We start from the raw sequence: 13,006 nt of genomic DNA on the forward strand, positions 1-13,006 counted from the left end.
AATTTCGTCTTTTCACTCTTATTTAAAACAATGAAAAGACGACTTTAAACGCAAAAAAATAATATATAGATGTGATCGATTGAGGTTATAAAACCTCGGTCACTTTATTCTGGTCACAATTCGATGGGACTGAAATGTCTTTTGAAACAGCTAACTGTTTTTTCACTAATTGAGGGTCAAAATCATCTTGCTTTAACGCTTTGGCTAAACCAAACATATAAAGCAAAATAATGACTGAAAATGGTAAACCACATAACACCACAGCACTTTGCATGGAGTTAAAACTACCGGCTAAAAGCAAGCCAATACTTACAATGGTAATTACCACAGACCAAAAGACGCGTAACCAGATCGGTGAATCACTATCATTGGTGCCCCCTTTTGAGGACAAATTAGCGATCATTAGTGTACCAGAGCCAACTGGTGTCAAAAATAAAACGAAACAAATTACAACAACAATACCGGCAACGTACGGATTAAACGGCAGATATTCGAGTAATTTAAATAAAGATAATGCTGGATCAGTTAAGACCATATCACCTAATACTTTCTGTTTTTGTTGCAAGATAAAATAAATTGCAGTGTTTCCAAAAACCGAAATCCAAGCCAGTGTAAAGCCGAGTGGAATCAAGCATACACCTAATACTACTTCACGAATGGTACGTCCTTTTGAAATGCGGGCAATAAACATGCCGACAAAAGGCGCCCAAGCAATCCACCATGCCCAATAAAATACAGTCCACGAACCCAACCAGACACTGGCTTTTTGATTGTACAAATACATATCAAAACTTTTACCAATAAAATTATTGAGATAATCGCCCGTATTTTGTACCAGACCATTTAATAAATGGTTTGTCGGACCCGTTAAAAATACAAATAAAAGTAAGGCATATAGCAGACGTAAATTAATACGCGACAACCACGCCAAACCTTTTTCAATACCCACCACTGTCGTAATCGTGGCAACGAACATCATGATGAGCACGGCAGTAATTAAAGTCGCAGAGTTATCCGGAATTTGCGGAAGTAAATAACAAATGCCCGATACCAGCACTAACGCTCCGATTCCCAAGTTGGTAACCAAGGAAATAACTGTCGCTAAAATTCCAAAGCCATCGACAAAATCGCCCACCAAGCCATGCACTCGCTCTCCAAAAATTGGGTAAAGCGCTGAACGCAGTGCTAATGGCAAGTTTTGTCTGAAAGCAAAATAACCTAAAGTAACTCCGAGCAATGCATAGAGCACCCAGCCATGAATCCCCCAATGCAAAAAGCTATAAGTCATCGCATTACGGGCTGCCTGAATCGTTCCTGCCTCACCTTCTGGCGGTCTTAAAAAATGGTCAACTGGTTCGGCCACACCATAATAAAGTAGCGCAATACCAATCCCTGCTGAAAACAGCATTGAAGTCCAAGCCAAATAACTAAACTCTGGTTTGTCGTCATCTTTTCCCAAAGGAATCTGCCCTACTTTTGAAAAAGCGAGCCAACCAACAAAACCCAGACACAGCACAATAACTAGCATGTAATACCACCCAAAAAAGTGATTTACCTGCTCTTGTACATAGGTCAGCCAAAACTGACTTTTTTCTGGAAACAGCACAAAAAGTAGGCCAAAAATACCGATACTGATTGCTGAACTCCAAAATACGAAACGATTTAACCGAATATGGTCTGAAGAATATCCATCACTTTTCAACACCATCTTATTGCTCCTTGCAATCGGTGTATTTTTCTCAAAATAACGTGATAAGTAATGTACTTATGCGCATCATCCTATCCTTAAGAACCTTTGATTTCACCTCTTTATTTTTAGAAGCTTGTTCAAAAATTCATTGATTTTTACATATCATACTTGTTATTGATTGAACGTTCAATCAATAACAAGTATGATAAAAAAGTGCTATGATGCTCTGCAAGTTAACATGTTGAATTTTAAGCACCCATAAAAGTGCTGATGTGGACAACCATGACAAAACGCAGAGTAAAACCAGAACATGTGCGACGTGAAGAAATCATGAACGCTGCACTCGACGTAATTTATGAAGTGGGGTTATCCAATACCACCATTGCACAAATTGCAAAAAAAGCCGAGCTGTCGACCGGCATTGTCAGCCATTACTTTGGCGACAAACAAGGGTTGATAAATACCTGTATGCAAGAAATGTTAAATGTTCTGCGTCGTAAAACCGAACAGTACAGAGCAGAAGCAGATTCGCATCCAGAGAGCCAGATTAAGGCCATTATCGACTCTAACTTTGACATTAGTCAGGTCAATGAAAAAGCAATGCGGGTCTGGTTGGACTTTTGGTCAGCAAGTATGCATGTACCAGACTTAAGCCGCTTGCAAAAGATTAATGATCAACGCCTGTACTCCAACTTAAAGTTTTATTTTCTTAAGTTAATGGATGAACAACAGGCCAGTGTTGCCGCTAGAGGTTTGGCAGCATTGATTGATGGATTATGGTTACGAGGCAGTTTAAGCCGTCATAACGAATTTGACAGCAACCTTGCTCGTTCCATTGCTTACGATTATGTACAAACGCAATTGCAATTTGCGAACAAGCCTTTGCAGGAGAGACAAAATGAGTGATGTACAAGTTCATCAATTGTATATCCATGGACGCTACGTTAAAGCAACCAGTGGTAAAACATTTAATAGTATTAACCCTGCCAACGGCGAGACAATCGCGACTCTTCAACAAGCTTCTGAACAAGATATTGAAGCTGCTGTACAAAGTGCCCAACAAGGACAAAAAATCTGGGCTGCCATGACTGCCATGGAACGTTCACGTATTTTACGTCGTGCTGTCGACATTCTTCGTGAACGTAATGATGAGCTTGCCCGTCTTGAAACACTCGACACAGGTAAAGCTTTTAGCGAAACATCTACAGTCGATATTGTGACTGGCGCAGATGTACTCGAATACTACGCAGGACTTGCAACAGCCATTCAAGGTGAACAAGTTCCACTTCGCGAATCAAGTTTCTTTTATACACGCCGTGAACCTTTAGGTGTAGTTGCTGGTATTGGTGCTTGGAACTATCCAATTCAAATTGCTTTATGGAAATCTGCCCCCGCCCTTGCTGCGGGTAATGCCATGATTTTCAAACCAAGTGAAACCACGCCACTTACTGCATTTAAACTTGCAGAAATCTATACAGAAGCAGGCTTACCAGACGGCGTATTTAACGTTGTACAAGGTGCTGGCCGTGAAATTGGCCAATGGCTCACTGAACATCCTGTGATTGAAAAAATCTCATTCACTGGTGGTGTGGAAACTGGCAAAAAAGTCATGGCAAGCGCTGCTGGCTCTACACTTAAGGAAGTGACCATGGAACTTGGTGGTAAGTCGCCACTGATTATTTGTGAAGATGCTGACCTTAACCGTGCCGCAGATATTGCAGTCATGGCGAACTTCTTTAGCTCAGGTCAAGTATGTACCAACGGTACGCGTGTATTTGTTCCAAAATCACTTCTAGCCGACTTTGAAAAAGCGGTTGTAGAGCGTGTAAAACGTATTCGCATTGGCGACCCAATGGCTGAAGATACGAACTTCGGTCCACTCACTAGCTTCCCTCACATGGAAAAAGTGTTGTCTTTCATTGAGTCAGGCAAACAACAAGGCGCTAAAGTGTTAATTGGCGGTGGCCGCGCAACAGAAGGCGAACTTGCCAAAGGCGCTTATGTACTACCAACAGTATTTAGCGACTGCACTGACCCGATGTCCATTGTTCAAGAAGAAATTTTTGGACCTGTCATGAGCATTTTAAGCTATGAAACCGAAGAAGAAGTCATCCGTCGTGCTAACGACACCACCTTTGGTTTAGCTGCTGGCGTTGTTACTCAAGACATCAGCCGTGCTCATCGCATTATTCACCAGATTGAAGCTGGTATTTGCTGGATCAATACTTGGGGCGAATCGCCTGCCGAGATGCCAGTGGGTGGCTATAAACAATCTGGTGTAGGCCGCGAAAATGGCTTAACTACGCTTGGGCACTATACCCGTATCAAATCTATTCAAGTTGAACTTGGCGATTATCAAAGCATCTTTTAATGCATCAATCGCTCTAAACACTTCAACCTAAATCACATATGCCGAGCAGTCTTTATAGATTGCTCAGGCAAACTGTTAGTAAAAAAAGGATAGTTATGAATATTAAAGAATATGATTACATTATTATTGGCGCAGGATCTGCCGGAAATGTACTCGCTGCGCGTCTTACTGAAGACAAAGATACCACCGTTTTACTCTTAGAAGCGGGTGGCCCGGATTATCGCTTGGATTTTCGTACACAAATGCCGGCAGCTTTGGCCTACCCTCTTCAAGGTCGTCGCTATAACTGGGCTTATTTAACCGACCCTGAACCACACATGAATAACCGCCGTATGGAATGTGGTCGTGGTAAAGGTTTAGGTGGCTCATCTTTAATTAATGGCATGTGCTATATCCGCGGTAACGCAATGGATTTAGAGCAATGGTCAACTCATAAAGGCCTTGAAAACTGGTCTTATGCCGACTGTTTGCCATACTACAAAAAAGCCGAAACCCGTGATATTGGTGGCAATGACTACCATGGCGGCAATGGTCCTGTGTCCGTTGCTACCCCTAAAAATGGCAACAATGTGTTGTTCCATGCCATGGTTGAAGCTGGTGTACAAGCAGGTTATCCGCGTACTGATGACCTAAACGGTTACCAACAAGAAGGCTTTGGTCCAATGGACCGTACGGTAACCCCTAAAGGTCGGCGTTCAAGCACTGCACGTGGCTATTTAGATATGGCAAAAGGTCGTCCAAACCTGACTATTTTGACTCATGCGACGACCAACAAAATCTTGTTTAATCAAAAACAAGCAATTGGTGTTGAATATATTATTGGCGCTGACCAAAACAACTTACAACGTGCCTTGGTTAAACGCGAAGTATTACTGTGCGCAGGTGCAATTGCGTCACCGCAAATTTTACAGCGCTCAGGTGTGGGTCAAAGCACTTTCTTAAAATCAATGGACATTGATGTGGTTCATGATTTGCCGGGCGTAGGTGAAAACCTGCAAGACCATCTAGAAATGTACTTACAATATAAATGTAAGCAACCTGTTTCTTTATACCCTGCCTTGAAATGGTATAACCAACCTGCGATTGGTGCCGAGTGGTTATTTAACGGTACAGGTATTGGTGCAAGTAACCAGTTTGAAGCAGGCGGATTTATCCGTAGTTCGGATGAGTTTACATGGCCAAATATCCAGTACCATTTCTTGCCAGTTGCCATTAACTACAACGGTAGTAATGCAGTGAAAGAACATGGTTTCCAAGCTCACGTCGGTTCAATGCGTTCGCCTTCACGCGGTCGTATCAAACTTAAATCGAAGGATCCGTTTGAGCATCCAAGTATCTTGTTTAACTACATGTCGACTGAGCAAGACTGGCGCGAGTTCCGCGATGCAATTCGTATTACTCGTGAAATCATGCAGCAACCTGCGCTTGATCCATATCGTGGTGAAGAAATTAGTCCGGGCAAACATTTGCAAACCGATGCAGAGCTTGATGACTTTGTTCGTAACCATGCAGAAACAGCTTACCATCCATCTTGTAGCTGCAAGATGGGTGAAGATGAAATGGCTGTTGTAGATGGTCAAGGCCGTGTACACGGTATGCGTGGTTTACGTGTTGTCGATGCCTCTATCATGCCACTCATTATTACCGGTAACTTAAACGCAACTACCATTATGATTGCCGAGAAAATTGCAGACCAAATTCGTGGACGCGAAGCGTTACCACGTTCAACTGCACCGTTCTATGTAGCATCATAAAATCTGAAAGGGCATATTTCTTATGCAGAGATATGCCTTTAATTTAATCTTTATAGAACCAATATTAATAAGAACAATGTATGACAGAAAATAAGCACTTACGAGCAGCTTATTTACATAAATATGGTATGAAATAAAAATTAATCGATTTTTATAGGCAAATATTCTTCAAATGATTTAACTTTAATCAAATTAAAATTATTAATTTAATTTCAAATATTTAAATAAAAATAATTAGCTTAAATTATCTTTTCAAAGCTCAATTTGATTAAATATAAATCATATTTATGATTTTGATGAACCCCATTTATTATAAAAATTGTCTTGTCAATGCAAAATTAGTCTAAAATATAGAGTGTTTGCGATAATCCCAAGTAATTTTTATTTTTTTCGAAGTTCTCTAATTTTGAGAATTTACTTTCGCATTTATATCCGTTTTGTCTGGATACGCTGTCTAGGTTTCCTCACACCTTAAGTGACTCAAATAACTTATTTTAAGGTCCCCCTTACATGAAAAAGTTTTTGAAATACCTTCTGGTATTAATCATTCTTATTCTAATTGCAGGTATTGCATTCTTGTTTAGACCAACAACGTCAAAACAAGTTGAAACTGCAAAAGATGAGCCAGTTGTTGATGCTGTTCTTGTTGGCGGCGGCATCATGAGTGCCACTCTCGGTACTTATTTCACTGAGCTTGAACCAAACTGGCAAATTCGTATGTATGAACGTCTTGACCAAGTTGCTCAAGAAAGTTCAAACGGCTTTAACAATGCCGGAACAGGCCACTCTGGCTTTATGGAAATGAACTATACCGAAGAGAAAAACGGTAAGATGGAAATTGCCAAAGCTGAAAAAGTTGCTTCTCAATTTGAAGTTGCTAAACAGTTCTGGTCATATCAGGTAAAACAAGGCGTTTTAGCTGAACCAAAATCATTCATTAATCCAGTTCCACACATTGCTTTCGTTTGGGGCGATAACGTTCAATTCTTAGAAAAACGTTATGCTGCCATGATCCAAAGCCCGTTGTTCAAAGGTATGAAGTTTACTGAAGACCCTGCTGTGATTAAACAATGGGCACCTTTAGTGATGAATGACCGTGATCCTAGTCAAAAAGTTGCAGCGACCCGTATGGATGTTGGCTCTGACGTGAACTATGGTTCAATCACTAAACAATTAGTAGGTCATTTAAATCAAAACCCGAATTTCAAATTACAGACATCGACTGAAGTGACTGGCATCAGCCAAAATGATGACAAAACTTGGACGGTGGCTTTCAAAAATTTGAAAACTGGTAAAGTAGATCACGTTAAAACACGTTTTGTATTTATCGGTGCAGGTGGTGCAGCAGTTAAATTATTGCAACTTACTGGTTTACCAGAAGCGAAACAATATGCTGGCTTCCCTGTTGGTGGTGAGTTCTTAATTACTGACAACCCAAAAATTACTGCTAAACACACAGCGAAAGCATATGGCCGTGCTGAACTTGGTGCGCCTCCAATGTCTGTACCACATATTGATACACGTTATATCGACGGTAAAAAATATGTATTGTTTGGCCCATTTGCAACGTATTCAAACAAGTTCCTGAAAAATGGTTCTCAGCTTGATTTACTTGCATCAACAAACAAAAACAACGTTCTACCAATGACGACTGTTGGTTTAGAGAACCTTGATCTTGTTAAATACTTGGTTAGCCAAGTCATGATGTCAGATGAAGACCGTCTCAATGAACTTCGTAAGTACTACCCAGATGCGAAAGCTGAAGACTGGCGTTTAAGCCAAGGTGGTCAACGTGTTCAGATCATCAAAAAAGAACCAGGTAAACCTGCAACACTTCAATTCGGTACAGAAATCTTTGCGTCTAAAGATGGTGCTGTAACTGCATTGTTAGGTGCGTCTCCGGGTGCTTCGACTTCTCCATACATTATGCTTAACTTGCTTGAAAAAGCTTTCCCTCAGCAAACTGAAGGTAAGTGGAACCAGAAGCTTCATGAAATTGTGGTTTCTTATAAACAAGACTTAAGCAAAGATCCTGTGTTACTCGACAAAGTTCGTCAATACACAAGTTCTACGCTTGGCTTGAACTATACATCTCCGTTCAAAGCTGCAAACGATGAAACTGCTGCTGCCCCAGTTGCAAAAGCAAACTAAGTTTGACGATGTATAAGTAAAATACCAAAAGGATGAATTTCGATTCGTCCTTTTGTTTTTTAAGACCTCAGTTGAGATATTTAGATTCACTATGACGCCTTTAAACTCATCACCTCGCCTCTTGTCATTTGGTTTTAAGCCAGTGCTTGTTTTACTGCTGGCTTATCTTTTGGTAAGCGGTTTTTATATGTGGATGATTGGCGGCACAGCAATTTACATCAGCTCAGCAGTGTTACTTGCCATAACGGCTTATGCATTTAAGCTCGGTAAATATCAAAAGCTATGTGCTGTTTTAAATGTGCTGATGAGTGCAGTGGCGTTATATTTTAGTACTGCTCATTTATTTTTCTCACCTGTTCAATTCTTTATATTTTTACCCGCTCTATTTTTTGTACTGTTAGCTTTTGCTCGCCTAGAAAAAGTTCGCAGCTTATCTAAGGTTTTATTATTCATTAGTTTATTAATTTGGTCAGGCATACATTTTATGCAACTTGAACAACTTAAAGCGTATTATAAAACGCAACACACAGGTGAAAGTTGGCAACAATATGGCGCGTTATAAGATTATTTTTTAGTCTATATTTTCAATTAAATACGTAATCTTTTTCACATGAAGATCATCAGTAAAACTGAACATGATCTACAGAATTCCTTTTAAGAAAAAATATTCATAACAATCTAATTTATTTAGAAATATATCGAGCATATTCGCGATTGAACACAATCCATCTACACGCTAGATTAGCTGAATTATTTTTCTCCCTTTACGTTGTAATTTATGAAAATTTTAGATGGCGGTTTAGGCCGTGAATTGGCCCGTCGTGGCGCTCCATTTCGTCAACCAGAATGGTCTGCGCTTGCACTCATTGAAGCTCCTGAAACAGTAAAAGAAGTACATCTCGATTTTATTAACGCTGGTTCAGAAGTCATTACGACTAACAACTATGCTGTTGTGCCATTTCATATTGGACAAGAACGCTTTGAAACTGACGGCGTGCGTTTAATTAAAGTTGCGATTGAACAAGCAAAAAATGCAGTTAAAGAAAGCGGCAAAAATGTCAAAATTGCAGGCTGCTTACCACCGTTATTTGGTTCTTACCGTGCAGACCTGTTCCAACCTGAACAGGCTAAAAGCCTTGCTGAGCCAATTATTAACACATTGGCACCGGAAGTAGATTTTTGGCTCGCTGAAACCCAATCTTGCTTAAAAGAAGTCGAAACAGTCCATGCGTTATTACCACAAGATGGTAAAGACTATTGGGTGTCATTTACGCTGCAAGATGAGATTAAACAAGAACAAGCACTCCTTCGTTCAGGCGAAAATATGCAACAAGTGGCTGATTTCATCAAACAATCAAATGCCAAAGCAGTATTGTTTAACTGCTGCCAACCTGAAGTGATCTTGCAAGCAATTAATGAAATTAAAGGACTCATTCCAGAGTCGGTGCAGATTGGTGCTTATGCCAACGCGTTCCCACCGCAAGATGAAAGCGCTACTGCCAACGATGGTCTCGATGAAATTCGTAAAGACTTAGATGCTCCAGCTTATCTAGGTTTTGCTAAACAATGGCAGCAAGCAGGTGCAAGTTTAGTGGGCGGTTGTTGTGGTATCGGGCCAGAACACATTGCTGAACTTTCTCAATTTTTTAAAGAATAAATACCATGTCTGCTGCCAAAATCGGATTATTGTCTCTTACAGCACTGGTCTTTAGTTCTATGGTGGGGTCAGGCGTCTTTAGCCTCCCCCAAAATATGGCTCAAGTAGCCAACGGCTCTGCCCTTCTTGTTGCATGGCTCATTACTGGGGTCGGCATTATTTTCTTGGCCCTCTCATTGTTGCATTTAACGCGTCAACGACCAGACCTTGACGGCGGTATTTATAACTATGCACGCGAAGGCTTTGGAGACCTGATCGGGTTTTGCTCGGCGTGGGGCTATTGGTTGTGTACTACCATTGGTATTGTGGGTTATGTGGTGATTGCCTTTTCAGGCGTCGGCATGTTTACCGACAGCAAAGACCATATTATTTTTGGTGAAGGTAATACGCTCTATTCACTGATTGGCTCAAGCATTTTTGTATGGCTGGTACACTGGTTAGTGAGTCGAGGCATTAAAGAAGCTGCGATTGTAAATTTACTGGCAACCATTGCCAAAATTATTCCAATGGTGGTTTTCATCTTCTTTACCTTCATTGCCTTTAAGTTTGATTTGTTCAAACTCAACTTACATGACTTTTCTTTGCAAGTTCCACTTTGGCAGCAAGTGAAAGACCTGATGTTGATCACCCTTTGGGTATTTACTGGTATTGAAGGTGCAGTGGTTTTATCATCACGTGCAAAAAAACGTCATGATATTGGTAAAGCAACCATTTTAGGTGTTTTGCTAGCATTAAGTTTTTACGTGATGGTGACAGTATTGGCTTATGGTGTGGCGAGTCGTGAAGCGCTTGCAGGCATGCATAACCCATCAATGGCGACCATTTTACAGCAACTGATCGGCTTGCCAGGTACCATCATTATTACCATCGGGTTGATTATTTCGGTTGCATCCTCTTACTTAAGTTGGACCTTATTTGCCACTGAAATTCCATTTTTAGCTGCAAAAAATGGTGCTTTCCCGAAATTATTTTTAAAGAATAACCAAAATAACGTACCCATTTCATCACTTTGGTTGACGACACTGGTCGTACAAGGTTCTTTAATTGCCGTGTATTTTTTCAATAAAAACTACACTCAGCTTTTATTGATTTCATCGGTCATGATTTTGCTGCCTTATTTTCTGGTGTCAGCTTTTTACCTTAAAGAATCCATTCGCCATAAACGCATGCCGCATATTGCGATTGCAAGTGTCGCTTCAATCTATGCGCTTTGGTTACTCTATGCAGCAGGTTTAGACTTACTGCTGTTGTCTGGTGTCTTGTATTTGGTCGGCTTGGTTATTTTTTCAATCAGCTACTTTGAGCATAAAAAATCGCTCAAACAAAATCAGCTAAATTAATTATTTCAACCACTGTTGACCTAGTTCAGCAGTGGTTTTCTAAGAATAAAACTCTCTACTTTGAAAGCTGCGACTGCTTTAAATGCAATCGTAAAATACGGCGTAATTCTAAAATTGCCTCAGGGCTAGTTTGAATTGAATGGCCACCTTTAATAATCAGCTCTGACTGCTCCCCACCCAAATGTGAACTTTGATAAGGCACAATCCCATCACTGCTTTTTAACTTATCTGTTGTCCCGTTAATATTGCCCATAATCGAGTGATAGACCACTTGGGGCGATGGTTGAATGGCTTGCGTAAGTTGCATAAAGCTAGAAGAACGACTTAAATTACTTGCTCCATTTTCAATTAAGCCTTTTCTGAGTTTTGTATTTTTCTCGTCTCTCATTTCAACTGCAATAAAAAAATCAGCGGGCAAACGAATAATACGGCGGGCAATTTGGGTAAACCATCGGTCAGCGTAGTCAGTACCATGGTGCGGTGCCGAAACAAAAACAACTCGATTAAAATATGGCAAAGCTTTGAACTGAAAACGCTCACGAATGACTGGATTTTCTTTTAAACGGTTTAGCTGCGCTTCATTCATTTTTTGTATGGCTTGCTCCGAAACATCGGCATTACTCACGAGTAAACGGCTAATTACTCCCCCCATACTATGCCCGACCAACACTGCATCATGTGCCGCATAGCTGTCTTTAGCAATGTTTTGAAAAGCCTGATTCAACAATGAATAAATCTGAAAACGACTTTCAAAAATCGGCATATTGGTTGAATAAAACACCTGCCAAACCTGATAGTTTTTCCTTAATTCAGCATCGCCCATAATGTCATTGGTTAGACTCACCCACGCCTCTGGGCTACTTGCTAAACCATGAACAAACACAATAATTTTCTTATTCGGGTTAAAAGGTTCCAGCATATATAAATGCGGCATGATTAAATTGGCTTCTTTATTAATTAAAGACCAATAACCTGCTGCGCCTAAATTATATTTCGATAGCCACAGCCCATAAGGTGCCGAGTAGTTTGCAGTCAGTGGATAGTCCACACCTTCGATTTTTACACGGTCTTGTCGATATGGATCGAACATTGAAATTTCTAACTCTGCCCCAGCAATGACCTGATCGGCTGTGGCTTTTTGCTTTGGGTATGCAATCGCAGTGGCTGGAAAGAAGCGTGGTAAATGAATATTAGGGTTGGCCTGATGAGCATAAAAATTATCTGGGTCTAAAATGAAGCCGTGATTTACATCATTTTCTTTACGCCCAACAATAAACTCTGCCCCCAAACCATCCTTACGGTTAACGGTATTAAAACCGGAAAAATTCATGTTATAGCTGGAGCGAAAAGTATCGACTTCAATTTTTTGTACATCTAACGCGTGGTCAAAATTGACGTGGTACTCATGCCCATCTGCTTTCAGCAGTGGTGGAAAGCGCTGTGTATTTAAATGATTAAAATACGTGGTCATGAGCTTTGACAAGGCGACGTTATAAAAAATACGTACCTGATTTTGGCGATGGTCAAACACCCGATCGAAAGGCGACTCTTCAGAGTCAAATAAATAGACATAACTATAGCGTAAGCTTTTATCGAATAGCGCTAACTCTTGCTCAACGCAACTGTTACTTTTATTAATGACATGACACTGGCTACTACGCCCGACATCTAAAGCTTTTGCCAAGTAAATTTCACTCAGCGCAGCATAGCGTTCTTCTCGGCTACTATTTTCGGACAGACTCTGAATTTTCTTTAAACAATCATCAAAATTTTGTAGGCAAGTTTTTTCATCTTCTTTGACCAAATACAGTAAGTTTTGGGTTTGATGACTTAAGGTGCCGTCGGTCAAAATACTTTCATTCTTACTTTTTAAAGCATTGCTTAAATTACTTTCTTTTAAATGAATGACCTGACAGCCACTGAGCAAAGCCATTATTGTTATGATTGAATAATGGTAAGACTTTGTCATTCTGCCTTCCTTAATCGAATGTATTCCCCATCTGGTCATTATGCCTGTAAAGCAGTGAACGAACAATTTCGACT

Annotated in this window: 9 protein-coding genes; 7 read left to right on the forward strand and 2 right to left on the reverse strand. The window is 40.4% G+C overall.

The genetic code is table 11. The features are described 5' to 3' along the window. Nucleotides 1-85 precede the first annotated feature (85 nt). Entirely contained in the window at nt 86-1,708 is a 1,623-nt protein-coding gene (locus J580_RS10945) for a BCCT family transporter (protein WP_032004184.1), read from the reverse strand. A gap of 264 nt (nt 1,709-1,972) precedes the next feature. Here J580_RS10945 and betI point away from each other — a divergent pair, with 264 nt between their 5' ends. The 7 genes from betI to J580_RS10980 all read left to right on the forward strand — a co-directional run bounded on the left by betI (nt 1,973) and on the right by J580_RS10980 (nt 10,963). Then, nucleotides 1,973-2,596 carry a transcriptional regulator BetI gene (gene betI, locus J580_RS10950; protein ID WP_005070763.1) on the forward strand — a complete coding sequence of 208 codons (624 nt, stop codon included), beginning with the start codon at nt 1,973-1,975 and terminating at the stop codon, nt 2,594-2,596. Beyond that, nucleotides 2,589-4,061: a betaine-aldehyde dehydrogenase gene (gene betB, locus J580_RS10955; RefSeq protein WP_032004186.1), complete on the forward strand. Its 1,473-nt coding sequence runs from the start codon at nt 2,589-2,591 to the stop codon at nt 4,059-4,061. The genes betI and betB overlap by 8 nt, the downstream gene beginning before the upstream one ends. 95 nt (nt 4,062-4,156) lie before the next feature. Next, entirely contained in the window at nt 4,157-5,815 is a 1,659-nt protein-coding gene (betA, locus tag J580_RS10960) for a choline dehydrogenase (RefSeq protein WP_032004187.1), read from the forward strand. 510 nt (nt 5,816-6,325) lie between these two features. Beyond that, the gene (gene mqo, locus J580_RS10965; RefSeq protein ID WP_032004188.1) at nt 6,326-7,966 is read left to right on the forward strand and encodes a malate dehydrogenase (quinone); all 1,641 of its coding nucleotides are present in this window, start codon (nt 6,326-6,328) and stop codon (nt 7,964-7,966) included. Nucleotides 7,967-8,057: 91 nt separating this feature from the next. Continuing rightward, on the forward strand, nt 8,058-8,528 hold the full coding sequence (locus tag J580_RS10970) for a hypothetical protein (protein ID WP_068791272.1): 471 nt from the start codon (nt 8,058-8,060) through the stop codon (nt 8,526-8,528). Between the two features lie 216 nt (nt 8,529-8,744). Next, nucleotides 8,745-9,623, forward strand: a complete 879-nt coding sequence (locus J580_RS10975; protein ID WP_014206015.1) for a homocysteine S-methyltransferase family protein — start codon at nt 8,745-8,747, stop codon at nt 9,621-9,623. Nucleotides 9,624-9,628: 5 nt separating this feature from the next. Continuing rightward, nucleotides 9,629-10,963: a basic amino acid/polyamine antiporter gene (locus tag J580_RS10980; RefSeq protein WP_032004190.1), complete on the forward strand. Its 1,335-nt coding sequence runs from the start codon at nt 9,629-9,631 to the stop codon at nt 10,961-10,963. Between the two features lie 55 nt (nt 10,964-11,018). Here J580_RS10980 and J580_RS10985 read toward each other — a convergent pair whose 3' ends face one another. Next, nucleotides 11,019-12,932 carry an esterase/lipase family protein gene (locus J580_RS10985; RefSeq protein ID WP_032004191.1) on the reverse strand — a complete coding sequence of 638 codons (1,914 nt, stop codon included), beginning with the start codon at nt 12,930-12,932 and terminating at the stop codon, nt 11,019-11,021. Between the last annotated feature and the right edge of the window lie 74 nt (nt 12,933-13,006).

It is taken from the genome of Acinetobacter sp. 1542444 (genome assembly GCF_000581835.1).
In the GTDB taxonomy this organism is placed as follows: domain Bacteria; phylum Pseudomonadota; class Gammaproteobacteria; order Pseudomonadales; family Moraxellaceae; genus Acinetobacter; species Acinetobacter pittii.